The sequence below is a fragment of the Micromonospora fiedleri genome (assembly GCF_016774385.1).
GTDB classification, from domain to species: domain Bacteria; phylum Actinomycetota; class Actinomycetes; order Mycobacteriales; family Micromonosporaceae; genus Micromonospora; species Micromonospora gifhornensis.
Genome location: NZ_JAETXL010000004.1, coordinates 365,859 through 381,695, shown reverse-complemented (window position 1 = coordinate 381,695; position 15,837 = coordinate 365,859). Strand labels below are relative to the sequence as shown.

The following is a 15,837-nucleotide window of genomic DNA, read 5'->3' as shown; positions in this document are numbered from 1 at the left end:
TACCCTCTCCTTGATCGGCAGTCATCGATCAGTGGGCCATGAGCAATGCGACGAGGGCTGCCGACAGAGGGAGGTAGGAAGATGGTTCTTCGACAGAGGTCCGTTTTCGTCGGACTGGCCGCGTTGGCCATGGTGGCGGCAGCGACGCCCGCCATGGCCGCCGAGCCGGTCGGCACGATCCGAAGCGCCGGCGGCGCCACCGCCGTCAAAGACAGCTACATCGTGGTGTTCAAGGACAGCGAGGTCGGCCGTGCCGCGGTCGGCTCCTCTGTGGACCGGCTGCTGCGGCGGCACGGCGGAGCGGCGGCGCGCACGTACAGCGCGGCCATCCGCGGCGCCGAGCTGCGGCTCAGCGCCAAGGCTGCGGCCCGGATCGCGGCCGATCCGGCAGTGGCGTACGTCGAGCAGAACCACACCGTGCAACTCGCCGCCACCCAGACGAACCCCCCGTCCTGGGGTCTGGACCGGATCGACCAGCGCAACCTGCCGCTGAACAGCTCCTACACGTACCCGAACACGGCCTCGAACGTGACGTCGTACATCATCGACACCGGCATCCGGACGTCCCACTCGGACTTCGGCGGCCGGGCGACCTGGGGCACCAACGCGGTCGACTCCAACAACACCGACTGCAACGGCCACGGCACCCACGTCGCCGGTACGGTCGGCGGCACCGCGTACGGCGTCGCCAAGGCGACCCGACTGGTGGCCGTCAAGGTGCTCAACTGCTCCGGCAGCGGCACCAACGCCGGAGTCATCGCCGGGGTCGACTGGGTCACCGCGAACGCGGTCAAGCCTGCCGTGGCCAACATGAGCCTCGGTGGCGGGGCGAACACCACGCTCGACAACGCGGTGATCAACTCGATCAACTCGGGTGTCACCTTCGTGGTGGCCGCTGGTAACGGCAACAGCCTCGGTGTCCGGCAGAACGCCTGCAACTACTCCCCGGCCCGGACCGCACCGGCGATCACCGTCGGTGCCACCCAGAACAACGACGCCGCCGCGAGCTTCTCCAACTTCGGCACCTGCGTCGACATCCTGGCGCCGGGCGTGAGCATCACGGCCCCGTGGATCACCAACGACACCTCGACGAACACCATCAGCGGTACCTCGATGGCCTCGCCGCACGTCGCCGGTGCCGCCGCCCTGGTGCTCTCGGCCAACCCGTCCTGGAGCAACCAGCAGGTGCGGGACTACCTGGTCAACAACTCCACGCCGAATGTGATCAGCAACGTGGGCACCGGTACCCCCAACCAGCTGCTCTACGTGGTCAACGGCAGCACCCCGCCGCCGACCAACGACTTCTCGGTCTCCGTGTCGCCGACCTCGGGTTCGGTCGCGCCGGGCGGTTCGGCGACCGCCACGGTGTCCACCGCCACCACCAACGGCTCCGCCCAGTCGGTCAGCCTCTCGGCCAGCGGCCTGCCGTCCGGGGCGTCCGCCTCGTTCAGCCCGGCCACGGTCACCTCGGGTGGGTCCTCGGCGCTGACCATCAGCACCTCGGCCAGCACCCCGGCCGGCACGTACCCGGTGACCATCACCGGTAGCGCGGCCTCCGGCACCAAGACCGCCACCTACACGCTGACGGTGACCGGCAGCGGTAGCGGCAGCTGCTCGGGCACCAATGGCACCGACGTCTCCATCCCGGACGCCGGCTCGGCGGTGACCAGCTCGATCACGATCGCCGGCTGCAACCGCAACGCCTCGTCGAGCTCGACCGTGGCGGTGAACATCGTGCACACCTACCGTGGCGACCTGGTCATCGACCTGCTCGCCCCGGACGGCTCGTCCTACCGGCTGAAGAACAGCAGCGGCACCGACAGCACGGACAACGTGAACACCACCTACACGGTGAACCTGTCCAGCGAGGCGGCGAACGGCACCTGGCGCCTGCAGGTGCGCGACGTCTACCGCGCTGACACCGGTTACATCAACACCTGGACCCTGAACCTCTGACCCTGGTACGACAACGGGCCCCCGACCGCTCGGTCGGGGGCCCGTTCGTCGTCAACAACCGGAAGGGCGGTCAGACCGCGAAACCGGCCGGGCGTTCGGTGGCCGGCGCGGGCGGGCGGGCCTTCCACAGGCCGACCTTCTGCGCGAACAACCGGCTCAGGTACGCCGGATTGAGGATCACGTACCGCCGCCACAGCCGCTTCGGCTCCAGCCCGAGCCGCCAGAACCACTCCAGCCCGGCCCGCTGCATCCACGGCGGCGGCTGACGCAGCAGCCCGGCGTGGTAGTCGAACGCCGCGCCGACGGCCATCAACGGCATGTCCAGCAGCGGGCGCATCGCGTACGTGAAGATCTCCTGGCGGGGGCAGCCCAGGCCGACCAGGACGAGCCGGGCGCCGCTGGCCCTGATCCGGTCGGCGATCTCCACGTCCTCGCCCGGCTGCACGGCGCGGAACTTGGACGGCTCCACTCCGGCGATCTTGAGGGCCGGGAACATCCGCTCCAGCGCCGGGATCAGCCGGGCCAGGGTCTGCTCGGTCGAGCCGTACAGGTAGACCGGCAGGCCCTCGTCGGCGCAGCGGGAGAGCACGTGCAGGGTCAGCTGGGGCCCGTAGACCCGGTCGGTCAGCCCCGCGCCGTGCAGCAGGTTCAGTGCCCACCGCACCGGCTGGCCGTCCGGAGTCACCAGGTCGAAGGAGTTCAGCCGGGCGTTGTGCGCCGGGTCCAGCACCCCGGTCATCACCCCGTGTACGGCCAGGGCGGTCAACGCCATCGGCCGACGCTCCTGCGCGGCGGCGATGACCTGCTCGGTCGCGCTGGCGTAGTCGGTGGCGTCGACCAGGACGCCGAGCACGTTGCGCTTGCTCACGGCCGGACCTCGCCGTCGCGCGCCGGAACCCACTTGTCCACGTTGGCCTCGTAGATCTCTCGCATGATCATGGGTACGTCGTACACCTGTTTCCAGTCCGGGTAGTCGGCCTGGAACGCCTCGTTGGAGCCGATCCACCACTTGTGGTCGCCGATCCGGTTGGCCTCGACGTACTCGGTGATCATCTCCTGGCCGGTGATCTGCTCGGCCAGCGCGAACGCCTCCCGGTTGGAGGTGTTGGAGTGCCGACCGCCACCGAGGTTGTAGACGGCGGCCGAGCGCGGGTTGCGGAAGAACGCCTCGAACGCGGAGACCACGTCCGAGCTGTGGATGGCGTCCCGGACCTGTTTGCCCTGGTAGCCGAAGATCTTGTAGGTGCGGCGTTCCATGTTGGCCCGCATCACGTAACCGAGGAAGCCGTGCAGCTCGGTGGCCGAGTGCGCCGGCCCGGTCAGCGTGCCGCCCCGGAAGCAGGCCGTCTTCATCCCGAAGTAGCGGCCGTACTCCTGCACCATCACATCTGCGGCGACCTTGGAGGCACCGAAGATCGAGTGCAGGCAGGCGTCGATCGACATGTCCTCGCGGATGCCCTGCTCGTACGGGTGCCCCGGCTCGATCTCCCAGCGGGTCTCCAGCTCGACCAGGGGCAGGCTGTTCGGGCGGTCGCCGTAGACCTTGTTCGTCGAGCAGTGGATGACCGGTGCCTCGATGCAGTGCTCGCGGACGTTCTGCAGCACGTTCAGGGTGCCTGCGGCGTTCACGTCGAAGTCGGTGAAGGGGTCGCGTACCGCCCAGTCGTGCGAGGGCTGCGCGGCGGTGTGGATCACCACGGCGACGTCCCGGCCGTACCGCTTGAACAGCGCGCCGAGCGCGCCCCGGTCGCGGATGTCGATGCTGTGGTGCGAGTACGCCTCACCCAGTTCGTCGGTGAGCCGGCGGACGTTCCACGCGGTGGACGCCTCCTCGCCGAAGAACTCCTGCCGCATGTCGTTGTCGATGCCGACCACATCGAGACCCAGGCCGGCGAAGTGCCGGACCGCCTCAGAGCCGATCAACCCGCCCGAACCGGTCACGAATGCGACACTCACGAGCCACTCCTGGTCCGTTGGAGGCAGAAACCAGCGAAGCATAGCCTGACGCCCGGTACGCCCGAATAAGAGCGAGGGCCCCGCGAATTCGCGAAGCCCTCGTCACTGGTGGGGAAGGGGGGAGTTGAACCCCCACGTCCTTTCGGACACACGGACCTGAACCGTGCGCGTCTGCCATTCCGCCACTTCCCCGTGGCTTGACCTCGGACAGCGTAGTCATTGCCGTCTCCGCTGTCGCCAGCGGGGTCTCGGCCATGTTACGTGGCTTCGGTCTTTGCCGCGAATGGCATTCGCTGCTCACAGCGGTTACCGTTCGTGGCGGACGAAAGAGTAGCACGACAATCCTGAGCCGTCCGAACGAGGCGTGGCCTGCCGGCCGAGCGGCGTGTGAGCTGCGTGCGCTCTGGACCGATACCATCATGTCCTCGGGACCCGAGGAGGAGCCGGTGAGCGTGCTGCAACGCTTCGAGAAGCGTCTGGAAGGCCTGGTCGAAGGGGCTTTTGCCAAGGTCTTCAAAGGGGTCGTGCACCCTGTGGAGATCCTCAACGCCATGCAGCGGGAGGCCGAGGCGCACAAGGCCATCCTGGCTGGCGGGCGCACGTTGGTGCCCAACCGCTACGTGATCGATCTCTCGCCGTACGACCACAGTCGGTTGGCGCCGTACGCCGCCGCGCTGGCCCAGGAGTTGGCCCAGTCGCAGGCGGAGTTCATCGGCGAGCAGGCGTGGACGGTCTACGGCGACGTGATCGTCGAGATCGAGCGCGGTGAAGGGCTGGACACCGGCATGTTCCGGGTCACCGCCGAGGTCTACACCGGTGGCGAGGTCGCCCCGGTCTCCGCGCCCGGCTACGACGCCGGCCCGTCCGGCTACCCCGCGTACGAGCAGGGTGGCGGCTACGGCCCGCCGCCGGGGCACGGTGGCGGTCGTAACGTGCGACTGGTCTCCGGCGACGGCCGCACCTACCCGCTGCAGATGGGCTCGACCGTGATCGGTCGCGGCGACCAGGCCAACCTGCGTCTGCCGGACGTCGGCATCTCCCGCCGACACGCCCGGCTGGACTTCGACGGTGGGCAGGTCGTGCTGACCGATCTCGGCTCCACCAACGGCACCATGGTCAACGGCCAGCGGGTCTCCGCCGTGGCGCTGAACCCCGGTGACATGATCCAGCTCGGCACCACCACGCTCACCTTCCGCGTGGACGGCTGATCCGCCTTGCCGGAACTCGTCATCACCGTCGCCCGGTTCGGATTCCTCGTCCTCTTGTGGATCTTCGTGTTCACGGTGGTCGGCGTCATCCGGCGGGACCTCTTCGCCGGGGCCCGGTCCGGTCGCCTGGTGGCCGCGCCCCGCACGGTGGGTGCGTCGACCGGTCAGGCGACGGCAAAGCCGGCGAAGGTGAAGCGGGGGCGGGCGGCCCACCAGTTGGTGGTGACCGCCGGTCAACTGGCCGGCACCAGGATCACGCTGGGTGAGGCTCAGATAACCATCGGTCGGGCCGAGGATTCCACTCTCGTCATCACCGACGATTACGCTTCGGCGCGACACGCCCGGCTGGTGCCCCGTGACGGGCAGTGGTTCGTCGAAGACCTCGGTTCGACTAACGGGACGTACCTCGATCGCGCTAAGGTCACCGGACCGACCCCCGTACCCCTCGGCGTGCCGATCCGGATCGGCCGCACCTCTCTCGAATTACGGCCATGACTCTGACCCTGCGCTATGCGGCCCACAGCGACCGCGGTCTGATCCGAGACGGCAACCAGGATTCCGTCTACGCCGGACCGCGGCTACTCGCCGTCGCCGACGGCATGGGCGGTATGGCCGCCGGTGACGTCGCCAGCAACATCGTCATCGGTGCCATGGCGCCGCTCGACGAGGACGTCCCGGGTGACGCCCTGGTCGACGCGTTGCGTTCCGCCGTGGGCACCGCCAACCAACAGCTCCGCGAGACCGTGGACGCCAACCCTCAGTTGGAGGGGATGGGCACCACACTCACCGCGACCCTCTTCTCCGGCAGCAAGCTGGGCATGGTCCACATCGGTGACTCGCGCGCCTATCTGCTGCGCGACGGTGACTTCAACCAAATCACCAAGGACGACACCTACGTCCAGATGCTCGTGGACGAAGGCCGGATCAGCCCGGAGGAGGCGAGCAGCCACCCGCAGCGGTCGCTGCTCACCCGAGCCCTCGACGGGCGGGACATCGACCCGGAGTACTCGGTCCGCCAGGTGCTGCCCGGCGACCGCTACCTGATCTGCTCGGACGGCCTCTCCGGGGTGGTCAGTGCGGAGACCATCGCCGAGACCATGCGGGAGTACGCCGACCCGCAGCAGTGCGTGGAGCGACTGGTCCAGCTCGCTCTGCGCGGCGGCGGCCCGGACAACATCACCGTAATCATCGCCGACGCCACCGACCGCGACATCGTCGAGGCGGCCCCGATCGTCGGCGGTGCGGCCGCGCGGGACCGGGGCATGGCGACCTCGGCCGACGTCTCCACCCCGGCCGCCCGGGCCTCGGCGCTCTCCGCTCCCCGGCCGCCCGTGCCCGAGGAGCCGGCCGGCAACGACGACGAGCCGGAGGCCCGCCGCCGTCCGCTGCGCGCCCTGGCGATGACCACCGCCCTCCTGGTGATCATCGGCGGCGGGGTCTTCGCCGGGTACGACTACACCCAGCGGCAGTACTACGTCGGGGCGACCGACGACGGCCAGGTGGCCGTCTTCCGGGGCATCCAGGGCGAGATCGCCGGCATGGATCTCTCCACGGTCCATTCCAAGAGCACCGCCCAACTGGACGATCTCACCCTCGCCGCACAGGAGCAGGTCAAGCAGGGCATTCCGGCCAGGAACGAGCCCGACGCGGCACGCCGACTGGCGGAACTGACGATGGACAGCCCGACCAACGTCAACCTCAAGCCACTCTGCCCGCCCACCTCCAGCCCGAGCGTCGACCCCACGACGGAGTCGACCTCGCCGCCGCCGAGCACTCCGGCCGGCTCGGCGAGCCCGGTCGGCAGCGGCTCGCCGTCGCCCGACGGCTCGTTGGCCCCGCCGGTGAGCACACCGGACGCCCCGCCCACCGACGCCTTCACGCCCACGGTCGACCCGGCGGCCTGCCGGTCGCCCGAGTAGGCGTCGGCTTCCGACCCGAGGACGATCGTGACCGCAGCGGCCACCCCGGCATCCTCGCCCGCGACCGCGGGCGAGCGGCCCGGCGTACGCCTGGCCCGGTCCCGACGCAACGCCGAACTGTCGCTGCTGCTGCTGGCCATGGCGCTGGTCGCCGCGTACGGGGCGATGGTCGAGGCGAACGTGCTCGACACGGTCACCCCGAACTTCTGGGTGCCGGCCGCAGTGCTCACCGCCGTGTTCCTCGGCATCCACGTGGCGATCCGGTTCCTGGCCCCGTTCGCCGACCCGGCCCTGCTGCCGGCGGTGGCGCTGCTCAACGGTCTCGGAGTCGGCTTCCTGCGCCGACTCGACCTGGGCAACGCGGCTCCGGAGGAGCGCGCCGACCTGGCCATCTTCGCCGGTACCGGTGGTCGGCAACTGGCCTGGACCCTGCTCTCGGTGCTGCTCGCGGCCGGCCTGCTGGCCCTGGTGCGCGACCACCGTTCGATCTCGCGGTACGCGTACACCCTGGGGCTGGCCGGCATCGTGCTGGTCATGCTCCCGGCGGTGCTGCCGGCCAGCATCTCCGAGATCAACGGCGCGAAGCTCTGGATCCGCATCGGCAGCTTCTCCATCCAGCCCGGCGAGTTCGCCAAGCTGGCCCTGCTGGCCTTCTTCGCCTACTACCTGGTCCGCAAGCGCGAGGTGCTCTCGCTGGCCAGTCACCGGTTCCTCGGCATCGACTTCCCGCGCGGCCGTGACCTCGGTCCGGTGGTGGTGGTCTGGGTGATCAGCCTGCTGGTGTTGATCTTCCAGAAGGACCTGGGCACCTCCCTGCTCTACTTCGGCATGTTCGTGGCGACGGTCTACATCGCCACCGAACGGGTCAGTTGGCTGCTCATCGGTCTGGTCCTGTTCTTCGGCGGCGCCTACCTGGCGTACGTGCTCGGTAAGTCGATCGGTGGACCGTTCCTCAATTTCTCGGTCCGGGCCGACATCTGGCTGGACCCCTTCGCCAAGCCGTACGACGAGGGCTACCAGTTGGTGCAGGGGCTGCTGGCCCTGGGCACCGGTGGGTTGTTCGGGGCCGGGCCGGGTGGCGGCCAGCCGACGGAACTGCCCGAGGTGCAGAACGACTTCATCTTCGCCGGGATCGGTGAGGAAATCGGCCTGTTCGGGCTCTCCGCCCTGTTGGTGATCTACCTGCTGATCGTGGAGCGCGGGCTGCGGGCCGGCCTGGCGGTGCGGGACTCCTTCGGCAAGCTGCTCGCCGGTGGCCTGGCCTTCACCCTGGCGCTGCAGGTCTTCGTGATCGTCGGCGGGATCAGCAAGCTCATCCCGCTGACCGGTCAGACCACCCCGTTCCTGTCCGCCGGTGGCTCCTCGCTGATGGCGAACTGGCTGCTCATCGCGGTGCTGCTGCGGGTCTCCGACGCCGGTCGTCGGCCGGTCACCGGCGGCGGCAAGGTGAACCGTCCGTCCGGGGGCCCACCCGAGCAACTGCACGGTGCTCCCACGGAGGTGATCAAGCCGTGAACGCACCCCTGCGCCGGGTCGGTGTCGTCGTCATCGTCCTGTTCGGTCTGCTCTTCGCCAACCTCAACTGGATCCAGGCGTACAAGGCCGACGAATACCGCACCAGCGACTACAACAGCCGGGTCCAGGTCGCCGAGTACGAGCGTCGCCGGGGCAACATCGAGGCCGGCGGAACCGCCCTGGCGGTCAGCAAGGAGACCGACGGCAAGCTGACCTTCCTCCGCACCTACCCCGGCGGGGCGAAGTACGCCCACGTGCTCGGCTACAAGCCGGTCAACCTCGCCGACACCGGCATCGAGAAGTCCGAGAACGACTTCCTCGCCGGCACCAGCGACAAGCTCTTCGCCAACCGGATCAAGGACATGTTCACCGGCGACCGCACCGCCGGAGGCAACGTGCTGCTCACCCTCTCCCCGCGCGCCCAGGACGTCGCGTACGACCAGTTGCGCAACAACAACCGGGGGGCGAGCAAGGGGGCGGCGATCGCCATCGATCCGCGTACCGGGGCCGTGCAGGCCATGGTCTCCATACCCAGCTTCGACCCGAACCCGCTGGCCAGCCACAACACCAACGAGGCGGTCGCGGCGTACAACAAGCTGGATCAGGATCGGTCCCGCCCGCTGCGCAACCGGGCCCTCGGCGAGGTACTGCCGCCCGGCTCCACCTTCAAGATCGTGGTGGCCGCCGCCGCGCTGGAGAACGGCATCGGCAAGGACACCAACATCTCGGCGGGCCCGAGCTACACCCCGCCCACCTCCGGTCAGTCGATCACCAACGCCGCGCCGTCGATCTGCCCGCAGGCGGAGGTGACCCTGATGAAGGCGGTCACCGACTCCTGCAACACCGGCTTCGCCAAGCTCGGCGTGCAACTCGGCCCCGATGCGATCAAGAAGAAGGCCCAGGACTTCGGCTTCGAGCAGGAGGACCTGACCGTGGGTCGGCTCGGCGAAGGCGGTCACGGCGTGGCGGCCAGCCGTACCGGCACCATGGAGAACCCGGACGGCGGCCCCGACCCGGCCGCGCTGGCCCAGTCCTCCATCGGGCAGCGTGACGTGCGGATGACCCCGCTGGAGGGGGCCATGATCGCTGCGGCGGTCGCCAACGGCGGCAGCCAGATGCGGCCGTACCTGGTGCGTCAGCTGCTCGCACCGGACCGCACCACCGTCTACGACACCGCGAACCCGCGCGAGCTGCGCCGGCCGGTCAGCAGCCAGGTCGCCGCCGACCTGCGGGAGATGATGGTCAGCGTGGTGCGCAACGGCACCGGCCGCAACGCGCAGATCAACGGCTACACCGTGGGCGGCAAGACCGGTACCGCGCAGTCCGCGCCGGACCGCCCCGACCACGGCTGGTTCATCGGCTTCGCACTGGACTCCGACGGCAACCCCGTCTCGGCCGTCTGCGTCGTGCTGGAAGAGGCCGGCAGCGGCGGCAGCGCCGAGGCCGCCCGGATCGCCGGCCAGATCATGCGCGCCGCCATCGCCGACCCGGGGGGGCGCTGACATGCTCAGTCCGGGAGTGCAGCTCGGTAACCGGTACCGCCTCGACGAGCGGATCGCCAGCGGTGGCATGGGTGACGTGTGGCGCGGCACCGACCAGGTGCTGGGGCGTACGGTCGCGGTCAAGAGCCTGCTCCCGGCGTTGCTGGACGAGCCGGGTTTCGCCGAGCGGTTCCGGGGCGAGGCCCGGACCATGGCGACGATCAACCACCCGGGCGTGGTCGACGTCTACGACTTCGGCAGCGACCAGCAGATCGCCTTCCTGGTGATGGAGTACATCGAGGGTGATCCGCTGTCGGCCACCCTCAGCCGGGTCGGCCGGCTCACCCCGGCCCGGACGATGGCGCTTGTCGCGCAGGCCGCCGACGCGCTGCACGCCGCCCACGTCAAGGGCATCGTGCACCGGGATGTGAAGCCCGGCAACCTGCTGGTCCGACCCAACGGCACGCTGGTGCTCACCGACTTCGGCATCGCCCGCTCCGAGCTGGTGGGTCAGCTCACCGCGGCCGGTTCGGTGCTCGGTACCGCGTCGTACATCTCGCCGGAGCAGGCCACCGGCCAGGTCGCCACCCCCGCCTCCGACGTGTACGCCCTCGGCGTGGTCGCCTACCAGTGCCTCGCCGGGCGTCGGCCGTTCGAGGGTGACAACCCGCTCGACATCGCCATGCGGCACGTCCGGGAGACGCCGCGTCCGCTGCCGTCGGACATTCCGCCACAGGTCTGTGCGCTGGTCGAGCGGGCGATGGCCAAGGACCCGAAGGACCGCTGGGCGAGCGCCGCCGTACTGGCCGGGGTCGCCCGGCAACTGAAGACGGCACTGTCCCGGCAGGCGCGCCCCGGTGGCTCAGCGCCCATCTCGGCGGCTCCGGCCTCACCGGCCCCCGCTGGGCGCAACCCGGCGACACCGCCGCCCGGCCGGGCCCAGGTGCCGCAGCCGCCCCGCCCGCCCGCGGCACCGCACTCGCCTGCCGCACCCCGGCTGCCGGCCGCGCCACACGCTCCGGCTGCGGGTCACCGGCCGCTGGCCGCACGGCAGCCGGTGGCGCAGCCGCGTCCGACGACTGTCGCACCGGCGGCGACCGGTTACCCACGCGGTGCAGCCCCGGTTCCCCCGGCGTACGCCCCGCAGCCCAATCAGTCACGGCCCGCGCCCAGACGGTCACGGTCCGGCATGTGGTTCCTGGCGATCCTGCTGGGCACGCTGGTCGTGGTCTGTTCGGGCGTGGTTTCCTACAGGCTGAAGGACAGCATCAACAACAGCATGCCGGTCGAGGTGTCCGTGCACACGGTGACGTCCGGCGTGCTGGGGCCCGACGGGCGAGACGATCCGGCCCTGACGGCGTACCGTCGACTGGATCAGCCCCGACCGGGCGACGAGACGACGACAAGCGAAGGACGACGGACGCGATGACAGCGCAGGCCCGCCTGCTCGGGGGCAGGTACCAGGTCGGCGAGCTGCTCGGGTATGGCGGCATGGCCGAGGTTCACCGTGGTCGTGACCTTCGGCTCGGCCGGGACGTCGCGATCAAGATGCTCCGCACGGACCTCGCTCGGGACGCCACCTTCCAGATGCGTTTCCGCCGGGAGGCGCAGAACGCCGCCTCGCTGAACCATCCGGCGATCGTCGCGGTCTACGACACCGGCGAGGAGCAGGCACCCACCGGCGAAACCCTTCCGTTCATCGTGATGGAGTTCGTCAACGGGCGCACCCTCAAGGAGGTGCTCGGCGCCGAGGGCCGACTGCAACCCCGGCGGGCGCTGGAGATCTGCGCCGACATCTGCGCCGCCCTGGACTTCAGCCACCGGCACGGCATCATCCACCGCGACATCAAGCCCGGCAACGTGATGCTCACCCAGACCGGTCAGGTCAAGGTGATGGACTTCGGCATCGCCCGGGCCCTGGCCAGCGGCGCCACCACGATGACGCAGACCAGCGCGGTCATCGGCACCGCCCAGTATCTTTCGCCCGAGCAGGCCCGCGGCGAGGCCGTCGACGCCCGCTCCGACGTGTACGCCGCCGGTTGTGTGCTCTTCGAGCTGCTCTGCGGGCATCCGCCGTTCGTCGGCGACAGCCCGGTCAGCGTGGCGTACCAGCACGTCCGGGAGGCCCCGCCGACGCCGAGCGACCTCAACCCGGAGGTCAACCCGGCGGTCGACGCGATCGTGCTCAAGGCGCTGTCGAAGAACCCGCTCAACCGCTACCAGAGCGCTGGCGAGATGCGCGCGGACCTGCTCCGGGCGGCGGCCGGTCGGCCGGTGATGGCCACCCCGGTGCTGCGCGAGGACGAGACCGTACCGATGTCCGCGGCCAGCGGCTCGGGCTACCCGGCGGGCGGGGCGACGCAGACCCGCCAGATCCCGGCCCGGGTGGGTGACCCGCGTCAGCGGCGCGCCTCCTCCTGGTTGATCGCCATGTTCGCCGCGCTCGGCGTGCTCGCGGTGATCGCGCTGGTGGCCGCGCTGCTGCTCAACGACAAGACGCCCGAGGACGTGCCGGTGCCCACGTTGAGCGGGATGACCCAGCAGGAGGCGTTCGCCCGGCTGGAGGCGGACGGCTTCCAGCCGGAGCGGGGTGACGACGTCTTCACCTCGGACTGCCGTAAGGGTCGGGTGACGAACCAGACCCCGCCCGCCGGGGAGAAGATCGCCCCGAACAGCACGGTCACCGTGCAGCTCTGCGGCGGCAAGCCCGAGGTGACCATTCCGGGCGGCCTTGAAGGCAGCAAGGTCGACAGCGCCAAGCTGCGCCTTGAGCAACTCAATCTCCGGGTCAAGACCGTGGACAAGGACAGCCCCGAAGCCGCCGGGCTGGTGCTCGAGGTCGACCCCAAGGAAGGCGAGAAGGTCGCCGAGAACAGCGTGGTCACCCTCACCGTCTCCAAGGGCAACGTGGTCCGGGTGCCGAACGTGGAGAACCTCACCGAGGCCGACGCGAAGCGGGAACTGGAGAACGCCGGCTTCGAGTGGAACGTGGAGATCGGCCCTGAGGTGCCCGCTGACCGGGCCGGCCGGGTCACCGACCAGAACCCCAACGCCGGTAGCCAGCGGACCAAGGGCACCAAGGTGACGATCTTCGTCTCGGTGCCGGAGCCGGAGGACGACGACCCGCCGACGTCGGCGCCGCCGACCGGGGATCCGACCACCCCGCCGCCGGACGACGATGGTGGCGGCGGCAGTGGCGGTGGCGACGGCGAGCTGTTGCCGATCTTCCCGCCGTTCCGCCTGCCTGGAGAGTGACCGCGCCGAGCGAGTCGGGTCAGGGAGCCGGCGATCCCGCGGCGCGGGTGCCGGACGATCAGCCGGTGACCGAGGACGGACGCCGGCCGGGCATCCGGTTGGCGGGCCGATTGGAGACCGCCGCCGAACTGGTGCGCCAGCAGCGGGCCCGAGTGGTCCTCGTCTCCGGCGACGGGCACGGTGCCTCCGGTGACGAGACGGCGGCGATGACGGCCCACCTCACCGAGCAGCTCGGCGTCGATCCGCAGCGCATCGTCGCCGACCCGTACGGCCTGGACACGTACGACAGTTGTCGCCGTGCGCGGGAGGTGTACGGGGTCGAGCGGGCCCTGATCGTCACCCAGTCCTACCACCTGTCCCGGGCGGTGACACTCTGCCGGCAGCTGGGCGTGGACGCCGACGGGGTGCCCGCCCGCTGCACCGGCTGCGGCACCGGCCTGCTGGTGGAAAAGTCGGTACGGGACTACTTCGCCAGCGGCAAGGCCGCCTGGGACGCGATCCGCAACCGGCCCGCCGCAGTCGACTCGCCGGCACACCCGGGCGTCACCGACGCGCTGACCGACTGAACCCGTGTCGATCGTGGGCTCAGGTGGTGGCGAAGGCGGCCAGGCGGCGGGCGTCCACCTCGGCGGCCAGGGCCGGGGCGCGGTCCAGGGCTTCCGGGTGACCGCAGGTGGCGAGCCAGTTCGCCAACATCAGGTGGCCGCCCTCGGTGAGCACCGACTCGGGGTGGAACTGGACCCCCTCGATCGGCAGGGTGCGGTGCCGCATCGCCATCACGATGCCGGATTCGGTCCAGCCGGTGACTTCCAGCTCGTCCGGCAGCGTCTCGCGCAGCACCGCCAGGGAGTGGTAGCGGGTTGCCGTGAACGGATCGGGCAGCCCGGCGAGAACCCCGCTGTTGTCGTGGTGGACCAGCGAGGTCTTGCCGTGCAGCAACTCCGGTGCCCGGGTGACGGTGGCACCGAACGCCTCGCCGATCGCCTGGTGCCCCAGGCAGACACCGAAGATCGGCAGCTTGCCGGCGTACTCGCGGATGACGTCCAGGCAGATTCCGGCGCGATCCGGGCTGCCGGGCCCCGGCGAGAGCAGCACACCGGCCTCACCGAGCCGGCCCACCTCGGCGAGGTCGATCTCGTCGTTGCGCCGTACGTCGCACTCGACGCCGAGCTGGCCGAGGTACTGGACCAGGTTGAAGACGAACGAGTCGTAGTTGTCGATCACCAGGACGCGCATCGGTCTCACTCGTCCTCGTCGGGGGGTGGGGTGTTGTTCCGGTCGGTGTCGTACGGCAGATCGTGCTCGTCGCCCGCTGGTGCGTCGTCGGCCGGATCGGTGCCGGGCCCGACGTCACCGGGGGCACCCGGCACCTCGGAGTCCTGCTGGGTGACCTGGACGTCCTCGCCGGTGAAGGGCAGCAGCGGCCCGGCCCAGGGGAAGACCACGTACCAGAGCAGCGCGACGACCGTGGTGGCGAGCAGCAGGCTGCCGATCAGCTTGCCGGGCAGCCCGAATGGCAGCTTGCGCCAGATCCACCCGTACATCAGGTCCCCAGCTCAGCCGGGCGTCCCTGGTCCTTCGACTGGGTATGCGTCAACTCCGCATGAATGATCAAGCGCTCGTAGTTGTCGAACTTCGGGTTGCAGGTGGTCAGGGTGAGCATCCGCTTCGTCGGCTTGGCCCCCGGGCTTCCGGGAACCGGGGCCACCACCTCGACCTGGTGCGGCTTGACGATCACATTCTCGGTGACCTGGTAGACGTACCACTGGTCGCGGTCCTGGACGATGATCGGATCGCCCTTGCGAAGCTCGTCGAGACGCCAGAAGGTGGCCCGGTTGCGGTGCCCGGCGACGGAGAAGTTGCCCACCTGACCCGGCATGGCGCTCTCCGGGTAGTGGCCCGGGGCGTACCGGATGTCCTTCTGGGTCACGCCCTCGACCACGATCCATTCCTTGTCGAACTTCGGAATGAAAAGACCGGCGATGGGTTTGCCCTGCACCGGCGGCTTGGGTGAGGCGGAGGCGGAGGGAGTGGCCGAGGGGGCCACGGTCGGGTCGCCCTCGGGCCCCCAGGCCTGCGCCAACTGCTGGCTCAGCTCGTCCTGGTGGGCGTCGACGATCGCCGACTTACCCCAGATCTCGTAGCCCGCGAAGAGCAGCACCACCAGGCCGAAGGTGATCAGCAGTTCGCCGCCGAAGCGCAGACCGGTGCGTACGCGGGACCAGAAGGACGGGCGGGTCAGCTCCGAGTAGACGCTCTTGTAGCCCTCGCCCGTCTGCTCCGCCCGCAACTGCACCACCCGGTCACCCCGGCGTGGCTTGGGCGGCTCGGCCGGCTGGTCGGCGCCGGCGGGCTCCTCGACCTTCGGCGGTCGGGGTACCGCACCCATCAGGGCGGTCGAGTCCATCGCGGGCGGCGTGCCAGGCCGGACGCCGGCAACCGCCGGAATCAGGGCGGTGGCCGCCTCGTCGGCCCGCCCGTCGGACCCGCCCGGTCCGGCCTGCTGGTGTGGCCCGCTGCGGGCCGGCTGCGGGCCGGACGCTGCGA

Annotated in this window: 14 protein-coding genes and 1 tRNA gene; 9 read left to right on the top strand and 6 right to left on the bottom strand. The window is 70.1% G+C overall.

Going from position 1 to position 15,837, the window contains the following annotated elements:
* Positions 1-81: 81 nt before the first annotated feature.
* Entirely contained in the window at positions 82-1,956 is a 1,875-nt protein-coding gene (locus tag JMF97_RS12740; RefSeq protein ID WP_203221761.1) for a S8 family peptidase, read from the top strand.
* A gap of 70 nt (positions 1,957-2,026) precedes the next feature.
* Here JMF97_RS12740 and JMF97_RS12735 read toward each other — a convergent pair whose 3' ends face one another.
* The 3 genes from JMF97_RS12735 to JMF97_RS12725 all read right to left on the bottom strand — a co-directional run bounded on the left by JMF97_RS12735 (position 2,027) and on the right by JMF97_RS12725 (position 4,104).
* Positions 2,027-2,857, bottom strand: coding sequence for a WecB/TagA/CpsF family glycosyltransferase (locus JMF97_RS12735; protein ID WP_412101274.1), 831 nt, complete (start codon positions 2,855-2,857; stop codon positions 2,027-2,029).
* Entirely contained in the window at positions 2,821-3,954 is a 1,134-nt protein-coding gene (locus JMF97_RS12730; RefSeq protein ID WP_199743911.1) for an NAD-dependent epimerase/dehydratase family protein, read from the bottom strand. The genes JMF97_RS12735 and JMF97_RS12730 overlap by 37 nt, the downstream gene beginning before the upstream one ends.
* Positions 3,955-4,018: 64 nt before the next feature.
* Positions 4,019-4,104 (bottom strand) — tRNA-Leu (locus tag JMF97_RS12725).
* A 227-nt stretch (positions 4,105-4,331) separates the two neighbouring features.
* Here JMF97_RS12725 and JMF97_RS12720 point away from each other — a divergent pair.
* The 8 genes from JMF97_RS12720 (at position 4,332) to JMF97_RS12685 (ending at position 13,856) form a co-directional block, all read left to right on the top strand.
* Entirely contained in the window at positions 4,332-5,120 is a 789-nt protein-coding gene (locus JMF97_RS12720; protein ID WP_043719182.1) for an FHA domain-containing protein, read from the top strand.
* A gap of 6 nt (positions 5,121-5,126) precedes the next feature.
* The gene (locus tag JMF97_RS12715; RefSeq protein ID WP_013730762.1) at positions 5,127-5,615 is read left to right on the top strand and encodes an FHA domain-containing protein FhaB/FipA; all 489 of its coding nucleotides are present in this window, start codon (positions 5,127-5,129) and stop codon (positions 5,613-5,615) included.
* Positions 5,612-7,039, top strand: coding sequence for a PP2C family protein-serine/threonine phosphatase (locus JMF97_RS12710; protein ID WP_203221759.1), 1,428 nt, complete (start codon positions 5,612-5,614; stop codon positions 7,037-7,039). Before JMF97_RS12715 ends, JMF97_RS12710 begins: the two co-directional genes overlap by 4 nt.
* A 27-nt stretch (positions 7,040-7,066) precedes the next feature.
* The gene (locus JMF97_RS12705; RefSeq protein ID WP_203221758.1) at positions 7,067-8,554 is read left to right on the top strand and encodes an FtsW/RodA/SpoVE family cell cycle protein; all 1,488 of its coding nucleotides are present in this window, start codon (positions 7,067-7,069) and stop codon (positions 8,552-8,554) included.
* Positions 8,551-10,056, top strand: coding sequence for a peptidoglycan D,D-transpeptidase FtsI family protein (locus JMF97_RS12700; protein WP_203221757.1), 1,506 nt, complete (start codon positions 8,551-8,553; stop codon positions 10,054-10,056). The genes JMF97_RS12705 and JMF97_RS12700 overlap by 4 nt, the downstream gene beginning before the upstream one ends.
* Position 10,057: 1 nt before the next feature.
* A complete protein-coding gene (locus JMF97_RS12695; RefSeq protein ID WP_203221756.1) occupies positions 10,058-11,464 on the top strand; it encodes a serine/threonine-protein kinase in 1,407 nt (468 codons plus the stop codon).
* On the top strand, positions 11,461-13,290 hold the full coding sequence (gene pknB / locus JMF97_RS12690; protein WP_203221755.1) for a Stk1 family PASTA domain-containing Ser/Thr kinase: 1,830 nt from the start codon (positions 11,461-11,463) through the stop codon (positions 13,288-13,290). Before JMF97_RS12695 ends, pknB begins: the two co-directional genes overlap by 4 nt.
* A gap of 65 nt (positions 13,291-13,355) precedes the next feature.
* Positions 13,356-13,856 (top strand): SanA/YdcF family protein, encoded by a 501-nt coding sequence (locus JMF97_RS12685; RefSeq protein ID WP_307816887.1) that lies wholly within the window; start codon positions 13,356-13,358, stop codon positions 13,854-13,856.
* Positions 13,857-13,875: 19 nt separating this feature from the next.
* Here JMF97_RS12685 and JMF97_RS12680 read toward each other — a convergent pair whose 3' ends face one another.
* Genes JMF97_RS12680 through JMF97_RS12670 form a run of 3 tightly spaced genes read right to left on the bottom strand, consistent with a single transcriptional unit; the run spans position 13,876 to position 15,697 of the window.
* The gene (locus JMF97_RS12680) at positions 13,876-14,526 is read right to left on the bottom strand and encodes an aminodeoxychorismate/anthranilate synthase component II (RefSeq protein ID WP_203221753.1); all 651 of its coding nucleotides are present in this window, start codon (positions 14,524-14,526) and stop codon (positions 13,876-13,878) included.
* A 5-nt stretch (positions 14,527-14,531) separates the two neighbouring features.
* On the bottom strand, positions 14,532-14,834 hold the full coding sequence (locus tag JMF97_RS12675) for a hypothetical protein (protein ID WP_203221752.1): 303 nt from the start codon (positions 14,832-14,834) through the stop codon (positions 14,532-14,534).
* Positions 14,834-15,697: a class E sortase gene (locus JMF97_RS12670; protein ID WP_203221751.1), complete on the bottom strand. Its 864-nt coding sequence runs from the start codon at positions 15,695-15,697 to the stop codon at positions 14,834-14,836. The genes JMF97_RS12675 and JMF97_RS12670 overlap by 1 nt, the downstream gene beginning before the upstream one ends.
* Between the last annotated feature and the right edge of the window lie 140 nt (positions 15,698-15,837).